We start from the raw sequence: 20,641 nt of genomic DNA, 5'->3' as shown, positions 1-20,641 counted from the left end.
GCTCAGCGAGCGGCGAACTGGAGTGAACGGGTGTTGGTCCGCTGGCTTTGGGCAGCGGGACCGGCGAGGGCACGGCCCGGGCCAATAGCGATGGCCTCGATCGTGCGGTTAGATTGAAGATTGAGGATGGAAACCGGCTCACCGAGGGCGGCCTGACGCTGGGCGCGGCCGGTGATGGTCAGCTCGATGCCCTGATCCTGATAAAGGACCTCGACCATGTCGTTGCGGGCGATGACCTGCGGGGCGGCGACATCGCGGGCCATGATGGTCTGTCCGGCCCGCAGCGGGCGACGCGCGGCCAGACCGATGATTTCGGCGGCGTCCTGTGGGGCACCCGCGGGGGCGAGGTGGGCCTGAACGGCGGTCCACATCAGGTCCTCGGGCTGGATGATATCGCCAGCGGACAGGCTGCGGGTCAGGGTCAAGGCCTCGACCGTCGCGCCTGCGCGGGTAGCGGTGGCGGCGTTGGCAGAGGTGACCGGAGCGGAGCCGCCCTCGCGCACGATAATGCGGCGCAGGCCCTCGGCATTGGCCCAGTTCAAACCGGCGCGGCGGGCGGCGACCTGAACCTGTCCGGCATCCAGAACCACGCTGGCACCGGCGCGCTGGGCCACCACGACATTGGCGGCGGCACCTGCGCCCTCGAACAACTCGCCCAGGGTGATGCGGCCATCGTCGTCCATCGGTTGGGCGCGCAGAGTGACGCTGCTGGCGTGGGCCTCGCCCGCCATCGCCGAGGCAGCCAGTGCAGCCAGTCCCATCAGGGCGGTGGCGGTGGTCAGGATGCGCTTCATGGTCATGCGCCCCTTAGTTCTTCAGCTGGGCCGTGACCGACAGCATTTCGTCGGCGGTGGTGATGACCTTGGAGTTCATCTCATAGGCGCGCTGGGCCACGATCAGGGCGGTGATTTCAGAGACGGAATCCACGTTGGAGGCCTCGGTATAGCCTTGCAGCAGGTGGCCAAAGCCGACCTCGTCCGGAACGCCCACATTCGGTGCGCCCGACGCCGCGGTTTCCAGCAGCAGGTTGTCGCCGACAGCTTCCAGACCGGCCTCGTTGATGAAGGTGGCGATTTCCAGTTGGCCCACGACCTGCGGCTCGGTTTCGCCGTCCAGAACCACCTGCACCTGACCGGCGCGCGAGACCGAGACGTCCACGGCATTTTGCGGAATGGTGATGGCCGGCTCGATCAGATAGCCGTCCTTGGTCACCAGCTGGCCTTCGGCGTTCAGGGCGAAATTGCCAGCGCGGGTATAGGCCGTCTCGCCCGAGGGCATGGTGATCTGGAAATAGCCCTTGCCGTTGATGGCAATGTCATAGGTGTTGCCGGTCTGGCTGGGCGTGCCCTGTGCGGTGATGCGATAAACGGCACCGGCTTTCACACCCATACCGATCTGTATACCGGTCGGCACAACCGTACCCTGCGTCGAGGACTGGGCCCCCATACGCTCGACGTTCTGGTACAGCAGGTCCTGGAACTCGGCGCGTTGGCGTTTGTAGCCAACGGTGTTCATGTTGGCGATGTTGTTCGAGATGACCTCGACGTTCAGCTGCTGGGCAGCCATGCCCGAGGCGGCGGTGCGGAGTGCGCGCATTCCTCAGTCCTTTCCTTAGACCTTGCCGAGGCGCTCGACGGCGCGGCGGCTGAGGTCATTGGTGTTTTCGATCATTCGGGTGACGCGCTCATAGGCGCGGTTGATCTCGACCAGATTGGTGATCTCGATCAGGGTGTTGACGTTGGAGCCTTCCAGCATGCCCTGACGGATACGGGCATCGGCAGCCTCGATGGGCTGGGCGTTGGAGGTGTTGCGGTACAGATTGTCACCGCCCTTTTCCAACACCGCCAGATTGTCGAAACGCGAGACGGACAGACGGCCGATAATCTCGCCGTCCTGCGTGATGGTGCCGTCCTGTCCGACCGAGATCGGACCCAGTTCCGGATTGACGATCAGCTCGCCCGCATCGGTTTGGACCGGATGGCCGTCCTGCGTGGTCAGGCGACCGGTCGCGTCCATGGTGAACGAGCCGTCGCGGGTATAGGCGGGGCCGGTCGGGGTTTGGACGGTGAAGAAGGCGCCTTCGCCCTCAATGCCGAAATCCAGATCGCGTCCGGTTTGCTTCAGTGCGGCCTGACCGAAGTCGCGGCCCACACCCTTGTCCAGCACGAAGCTGGCCGAGGGGCGGATGGCATGGTTGCGGGCGCGCGGACCGATCTCGGTCCCGACCAGCATTTGCTCGACTTTGAATCCGGTCGTGTCCGCATTGGCGATGTTGTTGGCCACGATATCCAGTTCGCGGCGCAGGGTCATCTGGCGGGACAGTCCGATATAGGCTGCATTTTCCAAAGCACGGGCTCCTTCACCCGATCTTTTCGCAACTGTCATGCCAAGTTTTCGTGCTTATATTTTTCAAGCACTTAGCGAAAATCGGGAGTTTGCGCCCGGCAGGTTTTGCCTCATGGTTAACGCCCTGTTAACCAAACTGGCCCCACTTAGCTGTGCTGTACGGTCGGGGTCATTCGTATGCTGAAATTGAAGCTGGGCAAGAAGAAGGGCGAAAACGCCGTTCCGGCCGTGGTCGAAGGCGAAACCGCACAGGATGTGACGGGTGCCGAGGCCGGTGAGGGCAAGAAGAAGCCCCCGATGCTGATCATCATCATTGCAGCCGCCGTTCTGGTGGCGGCTATCGGTGGTGGTGCGGCCTTCTTCCTGATGAAGCCCAAGGAACCGGCAGCCGAAGGTGCCGAGGCCGCCCATGAGGCTCCGAAGGAAGAAAAGAAGAAGGACGACGGCCATGGCGGCGGCGGTGAAGCCGCGGCGGGCGAGGGCGGCGCAGGTACGATTGCCGCCGGTCCCGATGGCGTGACCTTCTACACCCTGCCGGACCTGATCGTGAACATCCAGTCGGCGGAAGGCCGCACGACCTATCTCAAGCTCAAGCTGACGCTGGAGATGAAGGACGCTGCGGTCGCCTCGCGTCTTCAGGAGCAGGCCCCGCGTTTGAATGATATGCTGCAGAGCTTCCTGCGTGAATTGCGTCCGGATGATCTGGCTGGCTCGGCGGGTTCCTACCAGCTGCGGGCCGAACTGTTGCGTCGCGTGAATCTTGTGGCGGCACCGGGCAAGGTGGACGCCGTGCTGATCGAAGAAATGCTGGTGCAATAAGGCAATGACCGACACCTTGGGCGGCATGGATGATCAAAACCCGTTCGGCGCACCGAACGGCGAAGGCGGTGTGTCCGAGCGCGTCCTCAATCAGGACGAGATCGACAGCCTGCTGGGCTTTGACATGGATGACGGTTCCGACGGGGACCGCAGCGGCATCCGTGCGATCATCAACTCGGCCCTGGTGTCGTACGAGCGTCTGCCGATGCTCGAAATCGTCTTCGACCGCCTTGTGCGTCTGATGACGACCAGCCTGCGCAACTTCACCTCCGACAACGTCGAAGTGTCGCTGGACACCATCTCCTCGATCCGTTTCGGGGACTATCTGAACTCCATCCCGCTTCCGGCCATTCTGGCGGTGTTCCGCGCCGAGGAGCTGGACAACTACGGCCTGCTGACGGTCGATTCCAACCTGATCTATTCGATCGTGGACGTGCTGCTGGGTGGCCGTCGCGGCACGGCGGCCCTGCGGATCGAGGGCCGTCCCTACACCACTATCGAACGCGCCCTTGTGCAGCGGATGGTCGAGGTGATCCTGAACGATGCCCGCGCCGCCTTCGAGCCGCTGACGCCGGTGCATTTCAATCTGGACCGTCTGGAAACCAATCCGCGCTTTGCCGCCATCGCCCGTCCGGCCAACGCCGCCATTCTGGTGAAGCTGCGTATCGACATGGAAGACCGCGGTGGCCGCGTCGAGCTGCTGCTGCCCTATTCGACGCTGGAGCCGATCCGCAAAATGCTGCTGCAGCAGTTCATGGGCGAGAAGTTCGGCCGCGACAACATCTGGGAAGGCCACTTGGCCACCGAGCTTTGGACCACGGACACCGAGGTGCGCTGCGTTCTGGATGAACAGCAGATGCCGCTGTCCAAGGTGCTGGACCTGAAGGTCGGCGATACCCTGATGCTGAATGCCACACCCGACAGCGACGTCACCGTCAAGGCCGGATCGGTCAACCTGACCGTGGGCAAGATGGGGCGTCGTGGCCAGCACGTGGCCGTTCGCGTCGAAGCACCGATTACAACAGAGGCGGCCATGCGCGTGGCCGGGAGGCAGGGGATATGACGGGGATCATTCTGGACTCCCTGCTGATGATGCTGCTGGTCGCAGCCATCGGCTATGGCATCAAGCTGGAGCGCAAGCTCAAGGCGCTGCGTGAGGGCCAGCTGGCCTTTGCCGGTGCGGTCAAGGAACTGAACAATGCCGCAGGCCGTGCCGAGCAGGCGCTGGCGACCCTGCGCGCATCGGGGGCGGAAACCGATCTGCTGCACGACCGCATCATCAAGGCCCGACAGGTCAAGCAGGAGCTGGAAACTCTGATGGCCCGCGCCGCCAAGCAGACCCCCGTCGCGGCCAAGCCTCTGGCCCAGCCGACCGAGGAAGAGCCGCTGGAACTGGTGTCCACCATGGCCCTGATCAACGACGAGACCGAGCGCGCCCGTCGCATGGCCAGCCTGATGCAACGCATCGAACAGGCCAACGCCGCCGTGCCGCCGCTGGAGCCCAAGCCCGCCCCGCAAAAACCGGCTCAGGACCGTCTGTCGGGCATGCTGCAAGCCATTGCCGCTAACCAAGCTGCTCAACAAAGCCTCAACCGTGCTCGCCGTAGTCTGGACGAGGATCTATTCGCCGCCTGATCGGCTAGGGCGATGCAAGTGCTGTATCTTTTCAAGCTTTGGCGTAAATGATCTGCATCTCTGGCCGGACTGGCGGGTCGGCTAGGGATTATCCGAAAGTCCGCCGCCCGAGTGTTCTTCGATGAGCAAGCTGCCCCGTCTGTTGCCCCTGATCGCCGTCGCCATTGGTGGCGTTGTGGCTGTGCGTGCGGCGGGTGTGGCACCGGACCTGTTCTCGGGCGCAGTGGCTTGGGCTCAGGAAGGCGCGGCGGCTGACGGCGAAAAGGCCGCGACCGAAACCAAGGCGGCCCCGCCCGCCGTCTGCGCCCTGACGCCGGAACAGCTGGCGCAACAGGCAGGGATTTCGCCTGCCGAGCTGCGCATCATCCAGTCCCTGTCCAAGCGCCGCGAACAGCTGGACGCCCGCGATGCCGACTTTGCGACGACCCTGCCGCTGATGGTCGCCGCCGAGCAGAAGCTGGACGCCAAGCTCAAGGCGCTGGAGGACATCAAGGGCGAGATCAGCGGCCTGCTGGGCCAGATGGACGAGCGCGAGAAGGCCGAGAACGACCGTCTGGTCGCCGTCTATTCCGCCATGCGTCCTCGTGAGGCGGCGGCGGTCTTCGCCACCCTGAAGGACGAGGTCCGCCTTCCGGTCGCACAGGCCATGCGCCCGCGCACACTGGCCGCCATCATGGCCCAGATGACGCCCGCACAGGCCCGCGAACTGACCGAGAAGATGGCCAAGAAGTACGAGACCAAGCCGATCGCCGACCGCGCCTCGGCGGCGGCTGGCGAACCGGTCGCCCCTGCGGCTCCGGCAGCAGCAGCCCCGACGGCACCGGCGGCCTGATCGCAAATCGACTTGGTTGGCAATGGCCGCGACAGCGGCTATTCAGCGCCATCGATTTTTCCAAGGATGCCCGTCATGTCTGACGCTCTGCCCGACCGCCTGTCGGTTGACCCTGACAGCCCGTACCACAACGCCGAACTGCTGATGAAAGGCATCGGCATTCGCTTCAAGGGCGAAGAAAAGACCAACGTCGAAGAATACTGCGTCTCGGAAGGCTGGGTCCGCCTGGCCGTCGGCAACCGCGTCGACCGCCGCGGCAAGGCCCTGACCATCAAGCTTCAGGGCGAAGTCGAACCCTTCTTCAAGGGCGAGTAATTCTGCTGGCGGGTGCAGGATTTGTGACTTTCGGTCATGTCCTGCGCCCGCTAACCTGCCCCCGTATCATTTGAAGGGGGTATCCATGTCGTTGAAATCCGGACTGCTGGCAGGTGTTTTTGCACTGGGCCTCGCGCTTCCTGCCGTGGCGCAGGATGCGGCTACTGTTGCCGCTGCCGAGGCGCTGCGCGACAAGGCGCTGACCAGTACCATCGCACTGGATTTCACGCGTGAGGTGACGACGCGTTTCGGTGCCCGTCCGGCGGGCTCGAAGTCCGAGCAGGAAGCCGCCGCATGGGCCGCCGACTGGATGCGCGCCAACGGTTTCGAGAATGTCCGCATCGAGGAGTTCCCGCTGGTGGGCTGGGAACGCGGCGAGGAAAGCGTCGAGATCGTCGGCAGCCACGCTCAAAAGCTGGTCGGTGCCGCCCTGGGCCACTCCATCGCCACCCCCGCAGAGGGCATCGAGGCGGAGGTTGTTTTCTTTGACAGCCTTGAAGCCCTGCAAGCCGCATCCGCCGATACCGTGCGCGGCAAGATCGTCTTCATCGACTTCGGCCAAATGCAGGCCGAGCGCAGCGGTTCAGGCTATGGCCCGCGTTCGCGCGTGCGCACCCAAGGGCCGAAATTCGCCGCTGAAAAGGGTGCCGTCGCCTTTGTGATCCGCTCGGTCGGTTCGGACTATGACCGCATGCCGCACACTGGCACCACCGGTTATCACGACGGTGCCGTGCCGCTGCCGGGCTTCTCGCTGGCGGCTCCGGATGCCGATCAGCTGAACCGCCTGCTGGCCCTTGGCGAGCCGGTGAAGCTGAAGCTCTTCTCCAGCGCGCGCACCTATCAGACCCACAGCCAGAACATCATCGGCGACATCACCGGCGCGACCCGTCCGGAAGAAGTCATCGTACTCGGCTCGCACTTCGACAGCTGGGATCTGGGCACGGGCGCGTTCGATGACGCCGCTGGCGGCGGCATCACCATCGGCGCAGCCAAGCTGATCGCCGAGGCCGGTCGTCCGGCCCGCACCATCCGCGTGATCCTGTATGGTTCCGAAGAGGTGAACCAGCCGATCAATCACGGCAATGGCGGCGGGGCCTATGTGCGCGGCATCGGCAATGCCATCGAAACCCACATCATCGCCGCCGAGAGCGATCTAGGTGCGGACAACGTCTATGCGGTCGACCTGCCGGTCGGCTCGCTGAACAGCGACTTCGCCAAAATCGCCTATCGCGTGCTGGCCCCTCTGGGGATCGAGCCGGGTGGCGAGGAACAGTTCGGCGGTGCCGATGTCGGCCCGCTGGCCCGCGGGGGCGTGCCGGTCTTCGGTCTGTCCCAGAACGCGACCCGCTATTTTGCCCTGCACCACACCGCAAACGACACCTTCGACAAGATCGATCCGGCCCAGATGGCGCAGAATGTGGCCGCATGGACCGCATTGGTGAAACTAATTGCGGATTCGGATGTGGACTTCCGGGCCATTGCTAAGGCACAGACGGAGTCTGCCCGCGAAGAGTGAATCGCGGGCGCAGTGGCTGCGAGCGTGGCGAAATTGGTAGACGCGACAGACTTAAAATCTGTTGGCTTCGGTCTTGCGGGTTCGAGTCCCGCCGCTCGCACCATGGTGCATCCTGACACCACTCCCGGTTAAAATGGCTTTGCGCGGGGCATGCCCTGTCGCTTTGTCGTGCATCCTTCACGCCCAGGGGGTATGCCCCTTGGCACCTATGGATTTGCCGTCTCCGGCAAGGTGAGTGATGCTGTTTAAACGTCTTCTTCTGTCCGCCCTCTCCGCCACTGTGGCGCTGGCCCCTATGGTTGCAAGCGCCGCTCCGGCGGCGGCATCTGTGTCGCAGAGCGAAGCCGAGGCCTATGGCGGTCCGCATCTGGTGGTGACGGTCGTGGTCGACCAGTTCAGCGCCAACCTGTTCAACCAGTACCGCAGCCGTTTCACCGGCGGCTTCAAGCGCCTGATCGATGAAGGCCTGGTCCACGCCAACGGCTTCCAGACCCATGGCGTGACGGAAACCTGCCCGGGCCACTCGACGGTGCTGACGGGCATGCACCCGACCCACACCGGCATCGGCGTGAACTTCAGCGTCAATGACGCGACGGGCGAGGGCCGTTACTGCCTCGCCTCGGAGGTCAACACTCTGGCGCATGGCAAGGTCACCGATAACGGCAATGTCGGCACCGAGCTGCTGAAGGTCGATACCCTCGGTGACTGGCTGCAGGTCCAGCGTCCGGAAAGCCGCGTCTATGCCGTTTCGGGCAAGGATCGCGGCGCGATGAACCTGGCTGGCCACAATGGCCGCGCCTTCTGGTTCACTGAAGGTTTCGGCCTGACCACCTATCTGCGTCCGGGCGAGACGGCGGCAGAGCGTCTGGCTCCGGTGGCGGATTTCAACACCCGCTTCCCCGCTGCCGAGCGCGGCCAGAACTGGAAGGGCAATATTCCGTATTGCCAGTCTCTGGCCGAGGACATTGAAGTCGTCGACGGCACCTTCAAGTCTGTCGTTCCGCCCAGCAACACCGGCTTCTCCGGCTCGCCGTCGCTGGACGAGGAAACCCTGAAGGCCGCCACCTATCTGCTGCAAACCCAGCGTCTGGGGCAGGGCGAGGCCGTCGACATGCTGGGCGTGTCGCTGTCGGGCACCGACAAGATTGGCCACACCTACGGCACCCAGGGTCCGGAAATGTGCGAACAGCTGATGCGTCTGGACGCCGCGCTGGGCGACTTCCTGAGCGAGCTGGACAAGGTCGATGGCGGTGTGGTTCTGGCCCTGACGGCGGACCACGGCGGTGCCGACGTGATCGAGCGCACCCACGCCCGCGGTTTCCCCTATGCGCACCGCGCCAGCTTTGAAGTCGTGGATCAGGCCAATGCGGCCCTGCGCCAGCAGTTCAACCTCGACTTCGATCCGCTGCAACGCGGCTCCTCGGGTCTGCGCATCGTCGACACCGAAAAGCGCGTCCTGCCGGAGCCGCTGCGCAGCCAGATCGCCCGCGCGGCCGTCCCCATGCTGGACGGCAAGGGTGACTTCGCCATGGTCGTCTTCCGTGACGAGCTGCTGCAGGATCCGATCGTGGATACCATCCAGCCCGAAGAACTGACGGTGCGCGAGCGTATGCGTCTGTCGGCTGTGGCGGGCGTTTCGGCGGACCTGATGACGGCGCTGAAGCCGGGTGTCGCTACGGGCGGTCGTCTGGGCGGCAATATGTCGGCCCACGGCCAGCCGTGGAACTATGATCGCAAGGTGCCGATCATCTTCTGGACGCCGGGCGCTGCCGGTCAGGAGCGTTTCATGCCGATCCGCACCATCGACATCGCCCCGACTCTGGCCAACATCATCGAGGTCAAGGCACCGGCGGTTGATGGCCGCTGCATCGACCTGAACCTCGGCGAGACGCAGGCCTGTCCGGTCGAATAAGCGAAATCGACATAAACTCGTGTTTCTTGAAGCCGGAGGCGTCTTACGTCTCCGGCTTTTCATTGGCACAAACGGTTCAAGGCCGCGTCAGATCGGCCATGGCCCCAAGGCCGGATGAGGAAACAGCATTTATGAACCGCGCCCGTCGCACCCGCATTGTCGCCACCCTTGGACCTGCCAGTAACACGCCCTCCATGGTGCGGGCGCTGGCCGAGGCGGGCGTGGACGTCTTCCGCCTGAACTTCAGCCACGGCAGCCATGAAGACCATGCTGCAGCTGTGAAAGCGGTGCGCGGGGCCGAGATGGCGGTACAGCGCCCGCTGGGGGTGCTGGCGGACCTGCAGGGGCCCAAGCTGCGGCTCGGCACGTTTGAAGAGGGTTCGATCGCCGTCGAGCGCGGCCACCGTATGCGGTTCGATCTGGACCCGACGCCCGGTGACGCGACGCGCGTACAAATGCCCCATCCGGAAATCTTCAAGGCTCTGCGTGCAGGGATGGCGCTGTTGATCGATGACGGGCGGGTGCGGCTGCGGGTTCTGGCCGCGACCGACCAATGGGCCGATGTCGAGGTCGAAAGCGGAACGGGCCTGTCGAACAGGAAAGGCGTCGCGGTTCCCGATGCCATCGTTCCGGTCTCGGCTCTGACGCCCAAGGATCGCGATGATCTGAATTTCGCCCTGCGGATCGGCGTGGACTGGGTGGCCCTCAGCTTCGTGCAAAAGGCCGAGGACATGGCCGAGCTGCGCCGCATCGTGGCCGGTCGTGCCGCCTGTCTGGCCAAGATCGAAAAGCCGCAGGCCCTGCAGTCGCTGGACGCCATCCTTGATTACTGTGACGGGGTGATGGTGGCGCGTGGTGATCTGGGCGTCGAAATGCATCCCGAGGATGTGCCCGTCGCGCAAAAGACCATTCTTCGCGCCGCTCGCCAACGCGGCGTTCCCGCCATTGTCGCCACCCAGATGTTGGAAAGTATGACCACCGCGCCCGCCCCGACGCGGGCCGAGGCGTCCGATGTCGCCAATGCGGTCTATGAAGGGGCCGATGCCCTGATGCTGTCGGCAGAGACGGCGGCGGGCCTCTATCCGCTGGAGGCCGTCGGCATCATGAACCGCATCGCCGAGCGGGTAGAGCGCGACCCCCTGTGGCCGGGCCTGATGGACGCCGAGCACGCAGGGATGGAGATCGAGGACGTGGACGCCCTTGTCGCCGCCGCCCGCAAGGCGTCCGAGGCCACCGCCACGGCCTGTATGGTGGTGTTCACCACCACGGGCGGCACGGCCCGCCGCATGTCCCGCGAGCGCCCGCTGCAACCCATCATGGCCCTGACCCCCGATCCGAACACGGCGCGTCGTCTGGCACTGGTCTGGGGGCTGGAGCCGCGTCTGGGCCGACAGCCGGAATCTCTGGAAAGCCTGACCGAGGACGCCGTTCAGGCCGCCATGCACTACAGGCTGGCAGAACCCGGACAGCGTATCCTGATCCTTGCGGGCACCCCCTTCGGCGCGCCGGGGGCCGCCAACCTGCTGCGGCTTGCCCGCACACCTTCCTGAGGTTCGGGGTAGGGGCGACTAAACTCAATTGACCGGCATGGGGGCGGACAGGCTAGATTGCCCCCATGAGTCGGGGCCGCGCATGATCAAATACATCGGATCCAAGCGCGCATTGCTTGGGCAGGTCGGGTCTGTGATCCAGACCATCCTGCCGGACGGCGGTCGGGTTTGTGACCTGTTTTCCGGCTCGGCCCGTGTCGGGCATTCGCTTAAGAAGCTGGGCTATCAGGTCTGGTCGAATGACCACAACGCCTATGCCCATACGCTTGCCACCGGCTATGTTCAGGCGGACCGCGAGGTCTGGGCCGAGAAGGCCGGGGCCATTCTGGCCGAGCTGGGCCAGCTTGCGCCCGCGCCCGGCTGGTTCACCCGCAACTTCTGCGAGGAGGCCCGCTTCTTCCATCCCGACAATGGCGCGCGTATCGACGCCATGCGCGAGCGCATCGAGCAGATGGGGCTGGAGCCTGAACTCAAGGCCGTGATCCTTGTCTCGCTGATGGAGGCGGCGGACCGCGTGGATTCCACGGCGGGTCTGCAGATGGCCTATATGAAGAAGTGGGCCCCGCGCGCGCTAAAGCCGCTGCAACTGCGACTGCCCGACCTGTTGCCTGCGGTACCCGGTGGACCCTGTGTGGCGACGCGCGCCGACGCCATCGAGATCGCGCCCGAGATCGAGGCCGATCTAGTCTATCTGGACCCGCCCTATAACCAGCATTCCTATCTGGCCAACTATCACTGCTGGGAAAGCCTGGTGCTGTGGGACAAGCCGGAAACCTATGGCGTTGCCCGCAAGCGCATCGATGTTCGCAGCCGCAAAAGCGACTTTAACTCAAAGCCTCGCATCAAGGCCGCTCTGGGCTCGGTCATCGACAATCTGAAGGCACCGAACCTTGTCATCAGCTTCAATGATGAGGGCTATCTTTCCAAGGAAGATATGGAAGATCTGCTGAGGTCGCGCGGTAACGTTACTGTATTGGAAATACCGCGCCCGCGTTATGTCGGCGCACGCATCGGTATTCACAATCTCAAGGGCGAGAAGGTGGGTGCTGTGGGGCGTTTAAATAACGTTGAGAGATTGTTCATATCTACGGCCAAGCCGGTGAAATTCGATCTCTGACGCTATTTACAAAATTCAATGTAATACTATCGACTAATTGCTTAGCGTGACCATTTGGAACAGGGTTCGGGTATGGTCGTTATGCTGACATGTCAGTACCTGTTCCAAGATTACCTTCAGTGTCCGAGGCGAAAGCCCGTCGGGCCACCGAAGCGTACCGCATCGCCGAACGGCTGGGCCGCTCGGGGATGATGGAGTCCGAGTGGCGTCGCATTTGTAGCGCTGATTACACCCGCCGTTCCTTCCACGCCTTTCCGGAGTTCCTGCGCACGGAAGACGACATCGAAGATGCCGTTGTGGAGCAGATCAGGCCGGATAACGACAACGCCTATATGACGCGGGCGCTTTACCTTCTAAGCGCAGTGGCCGTGGGCACCTTCAGCCTGATCGCAGGCAGTCTGCTGCTGATTTAAGCCGCTTCGAGCAAGGCCCTGATCGGGGCATAAGACCTGCGATGGATGTCGCAGGGGCCAAGCCGCGCCAAGGCTTCGCGATGTTTGGCCGAACCATAGCCCTTGTGGCTTGCCAGCCCGTAACCGGGAAACTGGCCGTCCAGTTCGACCATCAGGTGGTCGCGGGTCGTCTTGGCCAGAATGGACGCCGCAGCGATCGAGAGCGAAAGCCCGTCGCCGCCGACGGCCGTATCGACCTTGCACGGCAAATCAAACTTGTAGTTCCCGTCGATCAGTGCGCCCACAGGCGCGATCGCCATCGCTGCCACCGCCCGCTGCATGGCCAGCTGGGTCGCCTTCAGAATATTCAGCTCGTCGATTTCCTCGACCGACGCATGGCCGATGCCCCAGGCCAGAGCCTTTTCCTTGATGACCGGCATCAGGGCTTCACGGCGCTTTTCCGTCAGGGCTTTGGAGTCGTTCAAGCCCTCGGGGATGTCGTCCGGATTGAGGATGACGGCCGCCGCCGTGACCGGACCGGCCCACGGACCACGCCCTGCCTCGTCCACACCGCAGACCAAACCCTTGCACACCGACGCCAGATGGTTCTCCAGATCCATCGTCAGTGCGGGCTTTTCCGTGCGCGGGCGGCGCGGTTTCACAAGGGTGTCCATCTGCCCTGTATGATCTGAGCCGTCCGATTTTCAAAGCCGTTGGGCTTTAGCGGATGTGGACATTTACGCCCGTGGACAAGCTTGGCCCTGAGGGGGTTGAATAAGGCCATGGTTCGACTGGATGGCAAATCACGGGCGCTGGCGATCTGTTTTGCGGCCGTGGCGGGTTTTGTGGACTCGCTGGGCTTTCTGACGACGGGCGGATTTTTCGTCTCGTTCATGAGTGGCAACTCCACGCGGCTGGGCATCGGGCTGGCGCATGGACATCCGACGGTGGGGCTGGCGGGGGTGCTGCTGGCGTCATTCGTATTCGGCGTGGTGATCGGTGGTCTGGCCGGAAGGCTGGCAGGGGGCTGGCGACGGACAGCCATTCTGGCTCTGGTCACCTGCCTGCTCGCCTTGGCCTATGCGCTGCATGGTGCAGGGGCAGGGCTGTGGCTGGCTGTGCCGCTGGCCATGGCCATGGGGGCCGAGAACACCATCTTTGCCGAGGACGGCGATGTGCGTGTGGGCCTGACCTATATGACGGGCACGCTGGTCAAGATGGGCAAGCGGATCACCGTGGCCCTGTGCGGTGGTGACCGCTGGGGCTGGGTGCCGTTCTTTCTACTGTGGGCGGGCCTGACCTGTGGGGCGGTCCTCGGGGCCTTTTGCTTTGAGCGGCTGGGGATCGAGGCGCTGTTGTTCGCCATCGGGGTCATGGCGGTGTTTACGGTGGTAAGCCTGACCACAGACCTGTCTGCCCGCCGCGTGTGTCGTTGACCGTTGTTCGCTCTTGAAGCGAACGCGCCAAGCGGGTCATATCCCTTTCGAGGTTAGGAGGGATCGGATCATGCGTTACGGTACAGCAGGTTTGGGCGCGTTGGTGATCGCGCTGGCAGGGGCGTGTGACAATCAACCGGCAACGCCACCCGCTGCGCCGCCTGCTGCCGTTGCGGAAGCGACCGCCAATGCTGCTGCTGCCCCACCCGAAGCGGCCCTGACACCGGTAAATGTTGATGATGCGCAGACCAAGGCTGCGGCCTTCCGCGCGGCATGGGGGCAGGGATCGCCTGTGCACTACCGTCCGAAAAAGGCCGATGAAGAGGCCCAGACCTATAGCGCCTCCAAGCTGATCCCCATCGGCACCAACCTCTATGCCCTGATCACCGACGGTCAGGGCGGCGAGGCCCACGTCAGTGCGGGCTCGCTGGCCATCCACTATCTGAAGCGCACCGTCGAGGGGTTCGAGCGCGTCGGTGCATGGCCGGCCTTCATCTATTCGGGAAGCTGGGGCAATCCGCCGAAGTGGGATATCCGCCATGACCTGATGAACGCCCCGACGCTGGTCGCGACGGCGGGTGGGACGTGGCAGGGCTACACCTGTGGCTGGGCGGATGTGATCGAACTGACGCCGGAAAAGCCGGTCAAACGCATCAACCAGCTCCCGTTATCCTACAGCGACGGCGGCGCGCGTGATGAGCATGAAGCCACCGACGTCGAGGGCCGTATTCTGGCGGGCGAAAAGGGCCGCACCCTGCGCGTCCGCTATTCAGGCGACATGAACGCCACCGTCACATACGCCAAGGTGGGCGAGGTCTATGACGCTGTGGACATGCCCAATATCCCGACCTGTTGATCAGGCGTCGGCCTCGCTGACCTCGCTATGCCGGAAGCAGGTGATCATGTGGTCGTTGACCATGCCGACGGCTTGCATGAAGGCATAGACGATCACGGGGCCGACGAATTTGAAGCCGCGCTTCTTCAGGGCCTTGGACATGGCGACGCTCTCAAGGCTCTGCGTCGGATAGGGCTCGCCTTCGATCAGGACGTTCTGGATCGGTTTGCCGCCGACGAACGACCACAGATATTGGCTGAAGTCCTCGCCATTATCGCGCATCTGCACGAACAGGCGGGCGCTCTCGATGGCGGCTATAATCTTTGATCGGCTGCGGATGATGCGGGCATCGTTCAGCAGCCGTTCGATGTCGGCCTCGTCAAAGGCGGCGACCTTGTCCGGATCGAAATTGGCGAAGGCGTCGCGAATGCCCTCGCGCTTTCTCAGGATGGTGATCCACGCCAGCCCCGCCTGCATCCCGTCCAGCACCAGCTTTTCCCACAGGGCGCGGCTGTCGTACTCGGGCACGCCCCATTCTGTGTCATGGTATTCGACATAGAGCGGGTCGGTGCCGCACCATTTGCAGCGGGACAGTGTGGCATCGGTCATGGAACAATGTTGCCAGAATGTTCCGGTTTGGCAAGAGGGTGTTTATGTCGCCCGCGATCGTCGACCCTTCGGGATCTCCCGACCCGACGCGGGGCGTTTTAAGTTCGCCCGCGATCGTCGGCCCTTCGGGACCTCCCGACCCGACGCGGGGCATTTTGAGTTGCCCGCGGTCGTCGACCCTTCGGGATCTCCCGACCCGACGCGGGCTGGGTTTATTCTGAGGGAAGGGCGGGGACCCAATCGGGTCGGTTCACGACAACCGGCTTGCCATCGACCGTCAGCACGCCGTCCATCCGGTCCAGACGCATCATCGCCATGCCGTGCCCGTTTGCGGCGCTGGTCACCTCGCCTGCGCGCAGTTCGCCGTTCAGCACCTCGGCGCCCACGGCAGGAGCATCGCCGTCATAGGTGAAGGGCAGGATGCGGTTCTTGATCGTGCCGCGACGCTTCATGCGCGAGGTCGTTTCCTGACCGACGAAACAGCCCTTGTGGAAGTCGATGCCGTTCATCAGGTCGAAGTTCGCTTCGATCGGATAGATCTTGTCCTTGGGCGCGTCGAACGCGGCCTCGACCACGCACAGCGCGGCGCGGTGCGCGTGCCAGTCCTCTTCGGATGCGGTGGTGGCCCCGTCAAAGCCGATGGCGCGATGGCCCAGCCCCTCAAGGCGCGGATCAGGGCTAAAGCCTTCGGGCGCTTCGTCCCATGCCACGAACACGCCCGCATCGGATGCGGCGATCTGAACATCGGCCCGCAGCTTGTACATGGACAGGCGCTGCACCAATGCGTCGCGGGCGTCGGCGGGAACGTCCAGCCACACGCCGTCGTCCTTGCCCCAAAGGAACAGGTCCAGCATCAGCCGCCCCTGCGGCGTCAGCAGCGCACCGAACCGCAAGGCACCCGCCTCCAGCGTCTCGACATTCTGCGTCAGCAGGTTGTTGAGGAAGTGGCGGGCGTCGGGGCCGATGACGGTGATGACGGCGCGGCTGTTCAGTCGGGCGATAGGCATGGGCTTCAGATAGGCCGCGTTCCGCCCGAAATGAAGGCCGTCAGGCGACTTCGTAACGGGCGGTGATGCCGTCGGGCTGGAAATCCGATGCCGACAAGCTGTCCAGCGCTGCGAACAGGTGGGTGACAAAGGCTTCCATATCGCCGTCCTCGATGGACGGGCGCAGATAGTCGGTCACCACCGCCCGCACCGGATAGGTGCCTTCAGGTCCCGGTACCGACAGGGCGATCTGGATGCCCTCGGCCACCCAATGGGCGACGGTGGCAAAGAAGTCTTCGGTCGCCAGAAACTCGCTTGGGCGGATAACATAGAGGGTGATGACCCCTTCCTGCACGCCATCGGGGCGCACGATCACGCCGCTGCGGTCCGGCCGCCAGTCATCCGACAGCTCCACCGCCCGCCACAGACAGAACCAGATGCGGCAGGTCTGCGGACGGATGGCATGCACCGAACACCCCGACCCGTCGACGCAATAGTGGCACAGCTGCCCCGTCGGCTTGGCCAGCTCGGGCAGGTCCAGCGGGATATAACGGCAGCACTCGACGCAGCCACCGCAATCGCGGTCAGGAAGTAGGGGCAGGGACATTGTGATTTTTCAGGGATGGTTCAGTGTCTACGTCACTAAGCACAGATGCTTGGCAAGGTGGGGGCTGAAGTGAATATTTTGGTGATTGGCGAACTGTCTAGCTTAGCTACCCATTTGAAGTTTCTGGATTCCGCACTCCTGCCCATTAATGCGGCAATCAAGCTTAGCGCAGATCCTGAAAGTGCCGGCCTCTTAGAACGAGGAGAATATCTCATTGGCATCGGCTTCGTTGCCGCCCAGAGATATATCCAGACGGTTTATTTGGCCGAAGGGTTGGAACGAGATGTTGCTCTGAAGTTAGGAGAAAATGTCACTGATTGCGGCACTCATGTGCATGCGATTTGGCAAGGAGCCAATTACTGGAAACATGAGGACGAGTGGTATCACGACGTCTCCCGCGGTCGCGACTTGAAAAGGAACGCGGAGGCCACAAGAGACAAACTTGAACTCTATACGGATTGTGACGACTATACGTGCGCTAACCTCTTGAGCGTAATCCTCAAGGGGGAAGAGTTGAGTTTGTACGCTCTTGTTCCAGTTTTAGAAGCTTGGACAACTGCGGTGAGCGCTTACAAGCAAGCGCCCTAGACCATCTTCACCTTTCCATAGCCATCATCGCGATGATGCCCGAGCAACCCAGCCCGCGACAGCCACCTGCGATAATCGGCCCTGCTATTTGCGTGAATAGTCGCGGAATAACGCACATTTCAGCGCCTGAACGCTGAAACGCCGAGAGAATCCCGTTAGACAGGCATTATGAGCGGGCGTTTTCCGATCCTGTATATCGCCGAAGCCGATCCTGAAGAGGCCATCCTCTCTTCGGGCGTGCTGGCGCATCTGGTGGAAATGGTGCCCCATGCGGACTTTACCGTGGTGGGATCTGCCGCGTCTGCGCCGCTGTTTGCGGACATGCCACGCCTGCGCCGCCTGCTGGTTCTGGACAAGGACGGGCGCTGGGACTGGATCTCGCTGTGGAACCAGGTGCGCGACACCAACTGGGGCCTTGTGGTGGACCAGCGTGGCTCGACCATCTCGGGCAAGCTGCGCCGCCAGCGCCGCGCGGTGAAACAGGGTACCATCCCCGGTGTCCACGCGGTCGAAGAGGCCGCACGTCTGCTGCAGTTGGACGAAATCCCCGCACCCAAATTGTTCATCAGCGAGGCGACCCAAGCCATCGCCGACAGCTTTATCCCGCGTGGGGACGAGCCCATTCTGGCCATCGGTCCGGGCGTGGACTGGATCGGCAAGCGCTGGCCGGCCGAACGCTATGCCAAGGTGGCCGCGCCGCTGCTGGCCCCCGATGGTCCGCTGGCCGGTGGCCGTCTGATGATCGTGGGCGAGGAAGCCGACCGTGACGCCGCCCACACCATCCGTTTCGCCGTCAGCCGTGACCGCGTGATCGAGCTTCAGGGCAAGCTGACCCGCCTGCAGACGGCGGCGGCTCTTCGCCATGCCAATCTGTTCATCGGTGCGGACTCGGTCTGGACCCAGCTGGCCGTGGCCGCAGGCGTCCCGACGGTGGGCGTGTTCGGCCCGTCCGACGACAAGCGCCGCCGTCCGTGGACCGGCATCGCCGTCCGCGGCCCGCGCACCCTTGAAGAATACAAAGAGCTGGACCCCCGCCTGAACCAGCATATCCAGCACATGATGGACCTCCCCGCCGACCGCGTCCTGAAAAAGACGCTGAAGATGCTGGCGGAAATGGCGGAGTAGGACTTCGGGCTGTGCCTGAACGTCTCACAGCGGAGCGCAGGTGAAGTGTTCGCGCGGTGTGCCTGATACGGACGAAAGGCGTTCGGCGGGCAGTTTGATGACGAGGCCGGAATGTTCCAGCCGATAGTCATAGATTGCGCCTAGAAGGCCTGCCATCGGGCACCCCCGCACCTGCGCGCCCAGCGCATCGAAGCCGACGGCCAGACCTTCGCCCATGCTTCCGGTCCAACGGCCAACGAGGACTTTGACGGGGCCGTCATGGTGTTTTCCCTCGCGGGGCAGAACCTGTTCGATCCATTGGCGCGGGATGGAGGTGCGGCGCTCCTCGGCTACGTTTCGGTGCATCTGGTAGGGGCGGGCTTCGGTGACGAACCATCCCATCAGGGCTCGGGCGATAACCGTATTGCCGCCGCTGGGCGTGTCGCGCAGGTCAAGGATGACGGTTTCGCCTTGATCCGCCTGCGCCATCGCTGCGTCAAAGGCCGCAATCGTCGCCTGATCGCCAAGGGAGTCGTTGATGCGGATAGTCAGTCCGTCTGCTCCGCGCGATACGGAAAGCGCATCGCGGGCGGGACGGTTTTCGGCATAGAGCGACGCCAGCGTCACCGTGCGCGGATTGTCATGACCACTGGTAAGGGTCAAGGTTCTGGCGCTGTCCCGTCGGCCCGCCGCAAGTACGCGCGCCGCGAAGCCGAGGCCGTCCGGTGGAATGTCCATCCCCAGATCGTTCCAGAAGTCCTGAACCGCGAGGGTTGTGGACCGGCCACCGATTTCCAGCACGGCATCACCCACCTTGATACCGGCCTGTGAGGCGGGGCTGTCGTCCCGCACGGCGGTGACGACGAAGCGTTCGCCGTCATGTTCGATCCACAGGTCCGAATAGCTGGGCACCAGCGCCCAACTGTTGCTGAAGGAACTGCCCGTAATGGCGTGGTGGTCCGCCAGCGAGGCCAGCCGACGTTCTGCATACCGAAGCAGGGTGCCGCCATCCGTCACGCGCGCCGCTTCGGAACTCAGTCGCTCGCTGCTCGGGGCTTTGCCACCCGTAAAGCGGTCCAGATAGGCATAGTTCTCGTCGATCAGTCGGTCGATCGACAGGGCGTCGTCCCGAAACTGTTCCACGCTTTGGGCAAGGACTGCCGCAGGGATGAAGACGAGCGATGCCGCAAACGCGGTGCAAACCAGAAAACGGGCCATAGCGGATCGTCTTTCACAGTGGCGGCGAGGGCAAATGAATATTCGTCCACCTCGGGGCGGCGGCGAGGTCGGCGTGCGCCCAACGCGATTGACGTGGCCGTTGCGAGGTCTAACTGTTCTTGGGCGCGCTGTGCGATCGAGATGATGGACCCCCGCCATGACAATGCCCAAGGCCTCTGGACGCAAGGTTGCCGTCCGATCGATTGTCGGTGTGGCCGTGGCCGGAGTGGTGTTTACCTTGGGATATCTGCAAGGTCTGCAGATCAGCGGAAACTTCCATCCGGTTGTGGAGGGCAAGGCCTATCGGTCGGCACAGCCTATGGGCGATGATCTGGACCGCTATCAAAAGGCCTATGGCATCAAGACGGTCATCAATTTGCGCGGCCCGAACGAAGGCGCGAAGTGGTATGACGAAGAGATCAAAACATCGGAACGTCTGGGCCTGACCCATATCGATTTCCGCATGTCTGCGAACCGCGAGTTATCTTCGGAAGAAGCCAAGGCTCTGGTCAAAGTGCTGGAGGGCGCGGAACAGCCGGTTCTTATCCATTGCAAGGCCGGATCGGACCGTAGCGGACTGGCCTCCGCCCTCTATGTCGCCGCTGTCGAACGCGGCGGTGAAGAGGCCGCCGAGCGCCAGATATCCATTAAATACGGTCACATATCCCTGCCGCTCAGCTCGACCTTCGCCATGGACCGCACCTTCGAGTTTCTGGAGCCGTGGCTGGGCTATCACGACTCTTGATGAACAGCTCAAGATAGTCGCACGCCACGTAATCCGGACTGCAGCTTTCACTCACCACCCATAAAGCGTAGAAGACCGT

The 20,641-nt window shown here is 63.3% G+C and carries 23 protein-coding genes and 1 tRNA gene; 16 read left to right on the top strand and 8 right to left on the bottom strand.

Annotation, left to right across the window (positions count from 1 at the left end):
* Nucleotides 1-2: 2 nt before the first annotated feature.
* Genes flgA through flgF form a run of 3 tightly spaced genes read right to left on the bottom strand, consistent with a single transcriptional unit; the run spans nt 3 to nt 2,346 of the window.
* Nucleotides 3-794, bottom strand: a complete 792-nt coding sequence (gene flgA, locus Q0Y42_RS04505; protein ID WP_297800637.1) for a flagellar basal body P-ring formation chaperone FlgA — start codon at nt 792-794, stop codon at nt 3-5.
* 13 nt (nt 795-807) lie between these two features.
* Complete coding sequence (gene flgG / locus Q0Y42_RS04500; RefSeq protein ID WP_297800635.1) at nt 808-1,596, bottom strand: flagellar basal-body rod protein FlgG; 789 nt, start codon at nt 1,594-1,596, stop codon at nt 808-810.
* Between the two features lie 15 nt (nt 1,597-1,611).
* Entirely contained in the window at nt 1,612-2,346 is a 735-nt protein-coding gene (gene flgF, locus Q0Y42_RS04495; protein WP_297800633.1) for a flagellar basal-body rod protein FlgF, read from the bottom strand.
* Between the two features lie 177 nt (nt 2,347-2,523).
* Here flgF and Q0Y42_RS04490 point away from each other — a divergent pair, with 177 nt between their 5' ends.
* The 11 genes from Q0Y42_RS04490 (at nt 2,524) to Q0Y42_RS04440 (ending at nt 12,455) form a co-directional block, all read left to right on the top strand.
* The gene (locus Q0Y42_RS04490; protein WP_297800632.1) at nt 2,524-3,165 is read left to right on the top strand and encodes a flagellar basal body-associated FliL family protein; all 642 of its coding nucleotides are present in this window, start codon (nt 2,524-2,526) and stop codon (nt 3,163-3,165) included.
* Between the two features lie 25 nt (nt 3,166-3,190).
* Nucleotides 3,191-4,228 (top strand): flagellar motor switch protein FliM, encoded by a 1,038-nt coding sequence (gene fliM / locus Q0Y42_RS04485; protein ID WP_297800683.1) that lies wholly within the window; start codon nt 3,191-3,193, stop codon nt 4,226-4,228.
* The gene (locus tag Q0Y42_RS04480) at nt 4,225-4,800 is read left to right on the top strand and encodes a DUF6468 domain-containing protein (protein WP_297800630.1); all 576 of its coding nucleotides are present in this window, start codon (nt 4,225-4,227) and stop codon (nt 4,798-4,800) included. The genes fliM and Q0Y42_RS04480 overlap by 4 nt, the downstream gene beginning before the upstream one ends.
* Nucleotides 4,801-4,921: 121 nt before the next feature.
* The gene (locus tag Q0Y42_RS04475; protein WP_297800628.1) at nt 4,922-5,632 is read left to right on the top strand and encodes a hypothetical protein; all 711 of its coding nucleotides are present in this window, start codon (nt 4,922-4,924) and stop codon (nt 5,630-5,632) included.
* A 75-nt stretch (nt 5,633-5,707) separates the two neighbouring features.
* Nucleotides 5,708-5,947 carry a DUF3297 family protein gene (locus Q0Y42_RS04470; RefSeq protein WP_292051791.1) on the top strand — a complete coding sequence of 80 codons (240 nt, stop codon included), beginning with the start codon at nt 5,708-5,710 and terminating at the stop codon, nt 5,945-5,947.
* 85 nt (nt 5,948-6,032) lie between these two features.
* Nucleotides 6,033-7,463 carry a M28 family peptidase gene (locus tag Q0Y42_RS04465; protein WP_297800625.1) on the top strand — a complete coding sequence of 477 codons (1,431 nt, stop codon included), beginning with the start codon at nt 6,033-6,035 and terminating at the stop codon, nt 7,461-7,463.
* 18 nt (nt 7,464-7,481) lie between these two features.
* A tRNA-Leu gene (locus Q0Y42_RS04460) sits at nt 7,482-7,566 on the top strand.
* 192 nt (nt 7,567-7,758) lie between these two features.
* Nucleotides 7,759-9,375: an alkaline phosphatase family protein gene (locus Q0Y42_RS04455; RefSeq protein ID WP_297800623.1), complete on the top strand. Its 1,617-nt coding sequence runs from the start codon at nt 7,759-7,761 to the stop codon at nt 9,373-9,375.
* Nucleotides 9,376-9,506: 131 nt separating this feature from the next.
* Nucleotides 9,507-10,925, top strand: a complete 1,419-nt coding sequence (gene pyk, locus Q0Y42_RS04450) for a pyruvate kinase (protein WP_297800621.1) — start codon at nt 9,507-9,509, stop codon at nt 10,923-10,925.
* A gap of 82 nt (nt 10,926-11,007) precedes the next feature.
* Nucleotides 11,008-12,042 carry a DNA adenine methylase gene (locus Q0Y42_RS04445; RefSeq protein ID WP_297800618.1) on the top strand — a complete coding sequence of 345 codons (1,035 nt, stop codon included), beginning with the start codon at nt 11,008-11,010 and terminating at the stop codon, nt 12,040-12,042.
* Nucleotides 12,043-12,161: 119 nt separating this feature from the next.
* A complete protein-coding gene (locus tag Q0Y42_RS04440; RefSeq protein WP_297800616.1) occupies nt 12,162-12,455 on the top strand; it encodes a hypothetical protein in 294 nt (97 codons plus the stop codon).
* On the opposite strand, the gene Q0Y42_RS04435 is transcribed toward Q0Y42_RS04440, so the two are convergent.
* Nucleotides 12,452-13,054 carry a ribonuclease HII gene (locus Q0Y42_RS04435; RefSeq protein WP_297800681.1) on the bottom strand — a complete coding sequence of 201 codons (603 nt, stop codon included), beginning with the start codon at nt 13,052-13,054 and terminating at the stop codon, nt 12,452-12,454. The two genes, Q0Y42_RS04440 and Q0Y42_RS04435, sit on opposite strands and share 4 nt — an antisense overlap.
* A gap of 162 nt (nt 13,055-13,216) precedes the next feature.
* Between Q0Y42_RS04435 and Q0Y42_RS04430 the strand changes: the two genes are divergently transcribed.
* Nucleotides 13,217-13,870, top strand: coding sequence for a YoaK family protein (locus Q0Y42_RS04430; RefSeq protein WP_297800614.1), 654 nt, complete (start codon nt 13,217-13,219; stop codon nt 13,868-13,870).
* A gap of 70 nt (nt 13,871-13,940) precedes the next feature.
* On the top strand, nt 13,941-14,726 hold the full coding sequence (locus tag Q0Y42_RS04425; protein WP_297800612.1) for a hypothetical protein: 786 nt from the start codon (nt 13,941-13,943) through the stop codon (nt 14,724-14,726).
* On the opposite strand, the gene Q0Y42_RS04420 is transcribed toward Q0Y42_RS04425, so the two are convergent.
* From Q0Y42_RS04420 to Q0Y42_RS04410, 3 genes are all read right to left on the bottom strand, one after another.
* Entirely contained in the window at nt 14,727-15,314 is a 588-nt protein-coding gene (locus tag Q0Y42_RS04420; RefSeq protein ID WP_297800610.1) for a DNA-3-methyladenine glycosylase I, read from the bottom strand.
* 212 nt (nt 15,315-15,526) lie between these two features.
* Nucleotides 15,527-16,321 (bottom strand): folate-binding protein, encoded by a 795-nt coding sequence (locus tag Q0Y42_RS04415; RefSeq protein ID WP_297800608.1) that lies wholly within the window; start codon nt 16,319-16,321, stop codon nt 15,527-15,529.
* Between the two features lie 40 nt (nt 16,322-16,361).
* Complete coding sequence (locus Q0Y42_RS04410) at nt 16,362-16,907, bottom strand: hypothetical protein (RefSeq protein ID WP_292051773.1); 546 nt, start codon at nt 16,905-16,907, stop codon at nt 16,362-16,364.
* A 45-nt stretch (nt 16,908-16,952) separates the two neighbouring features.
* Between Q0Y42_RS04410 and Q0Y42_RS04405 the strand changes: the two genes are divergently transcribed.
* Nucleotides 16,953-17,495 carry a hypothetical protein gene (locus Q0Y42_RS04405; RefSeq protein ID WP_297800605.1) on the top strand — a complete coding sequence of 181 codons (543 nt, stop codon included), beginning with the start codon at nt 16,953-16,955 and terminating at the stop codon, nt 17,493-17,495.
* 168 nt (nt 17,496-17,663) lie between these two features.
* Nucleotides 17,664-18,620, top strand: coding sequence for a glycosyltransferase family 9 protein (locus Q0Y42_RS04400; protein ID WP_297800604.1), 957 nt, complete (start codon nt 17,664-17,666; stop codon nt 18,618-18,620).
* Nucleotides 18,621-18,644: 24 nt separating this feature from the next.
* On the opposite strand, the gene Q0Y42_RS04395 is transcribed toward Q0Y42_RS04400, so the two are convergent.
* Complete coding sequence (locus Q0Y42_RS04395) at nt 18,645-19,817, bottom strand: PDZ domain-containing protein (protein ID WP_297800602.1); 1,173 nt, start codon at nt 19,815-19,817, stop codon at nt 18,645-18,647.
* Nucleotides 19,818-19,974: 157 nt separating this feature from the next.
* Between Q0Y42_RS04395 and Q0Y42_RS04390 the strand changes: the two genes are divergently transcribed.
* Complete coding sequence (locus Q0Y42_RS04390) at nt 19,975-20,562, top strand: dual specificity protein phosphatase family protein (protein ID WP_297800600.1); 588 nt, start codon at nt 19,975-19,977, stop codon at nt 20,560-20,562.
* The last annotated feature ends 79 nt before the right edge of the window (nt 20,563-20,641 follow it).

This window comes from uncultured Brevundimonas sp. (assembly GCF_947305955.1).
Taxonomy (GTDB): domain Bacteria; phylum Pseudomonadota; class Alphaproteobacteria; order Caulobacterales; family Caulobacteraceae; genus Brevundimonas.
Note: the sequence above shows the minus strand (reverse complement) of the source record. Positions and strands in the feature narration are given on the sequence as shown.

Excerpts from the sequence above, each read along its gene's own strand:
- flgA (WP_297800637.1), bottom strand. The coding sequence starts at position 794 with ATGAAGCGCATCCTGACCACCGCCACCGCCCTGATGGGACTGGCTGCA.
- flgG (WP_297800635.1), bottom strand. The coding sequence starts at position 1,596 with ATGCGCGCACTCCGCACCGCCGCCTCGGGCATGGCTGCCCAGCAGCTG.
- Q0Y42_RS04490 (WP_297800632.1), top strand. The coding sequence starts at position 2,524 with ATGCTGAAATTGAAGCTGGGCAAGAAGAAGGGCGAAAACGCCGTTCCG.
- fliM (WP_297800683.1), top strand. The coding sequence starts at position 3,191 with ATGGATGATCAAAACCCGTTCGGCGCACCGAACGGCGAAGGCGGTGTG.
- Q0Y42_RS04480 (WP_297800630.1), top strand. The coding sequence starts at position 4,225 with ATGACGGGGATCATTCTGGACTCCCTGCTGATGATGCTGCTGGTCGCA.
- Q0Y42_RS04475 (WP_297800628.1), top strand. The coding sequence starts at position 4,922 with ATGAGCAAGCTGCCCCGTCTGTTGCCCCTGATCGCCGTCGCCATTGGT.
- Q0Y42_RS04470 (WP_292051791.1), top strand. The coding sequence starts at position 5,708 with ATGTCTGACGCTCTGCCCGACCGCCTGTCGGTTGACCCTGACAGCCCG.
- Q0Y42_RS04465 (WP_297800625.1), top strand. The coding sequence starts at position 6,033 with ATGTCGTTGAAATCCGGACTGCTGGCAGGTGTTTTTGCACTGGGCCTC.
- Q0Y42_RS04455 (WP_297800623.1), top strand. The coding sequence starts at position 7,759 with ATGGTTGCAAGCGCCGCTCCGGCGGCGGCATCTGTGTCGCAGAGCGAA.
- pyk (WP_297800621.1), top strand. The coding sequence starts at position 9,507 with ATGAACCGCGCCCGTCGCACCCGCATTGTCGCCACCCTTGGACCTGCC.
- Q0Y42_RS04445 (WP_297800618.1), top strand. The coding sequence starts at position 11,008 with ATGATCAAATACATCGGATCCAAGCGCGCATTGCTTGGGCAGGTCGGG.
- Q0Y42_RS04435 (WP_297800681.1), bottom strand. The coding sequence starts at position 13,054 with ATGGATCTGGAGAACCATCTGGCGTCGGTGTGCAAGGGTTTGGTCTGC.
- Q0Y42_RS04430 (WP_297800614.1), top strand. The coding sequence starts at position 13,217 with ATGGTTCGACTGGATGGCAAATCACGGGCGCTGGCGATCTGTTTTGCG.
- Q0Y42_RS04425 (WP_297800612.1), top strand. The coding sequence starts at position 13,941 with ATGCGTTACGGTACAGCAGGTTTGGGCGCGTTGGTGATCGCGCTGGCA.
- Q0Y42_RS04420 (WP_297800610.1), bottom strand. The coding sequence starts at position 15,314 with ATGACCGATGCCACACTGTCCCGCTGCAAATGGTGCGGCACCGACCCG.
- Q0Y42_RS04415 (WP_297800608.1), bottom strand. The coding sequence starts at position 16,321 with ATGCCTATCGCCCGACTGAACAGCCGCGCCGTCATCACCGTCATCGGC.
- Q0Y42_RS04410 (WP_292051773.1), bottom strand. The coding sequence starts at position 16,907 with ATGTCCCTGCCCCTACTTCCTGACCGCGATTGCGGTGGCTGCGTCGAG.
- Q0Y42_RS04405 (WP_297800605.1), top strand. The coding sequence starts at position 16,953 with ATGCTTGGCAAGGTGGGGGCTGAAGTGAATATTTTGGTGATTGGCGAA.
- Q0Y42_RS04400 (WP_297800604.1), top strand. The coding sequence starts at position 17,664 with ATGAGCGGGCGTTTTCCGATCCTGTATATCGCCGAAGCCGATCCTGAA.
- Q0Y42_RS04395 (WP_297800602.1), bottom strand. The coding sequence starts at position 19,817 with ATGGCCCGTTTTCTGGTTTGCACCGCGTTTGCGGCATCGCTCGTCTTC.
- Q0Y42_RS04390 (WP_297800600.1), top strand. The coding sequence starts at position 19,975 with ATGACAATGCCCAAGGCCTCTGGACGCAAGGTTGCCGTCCGATCGATT.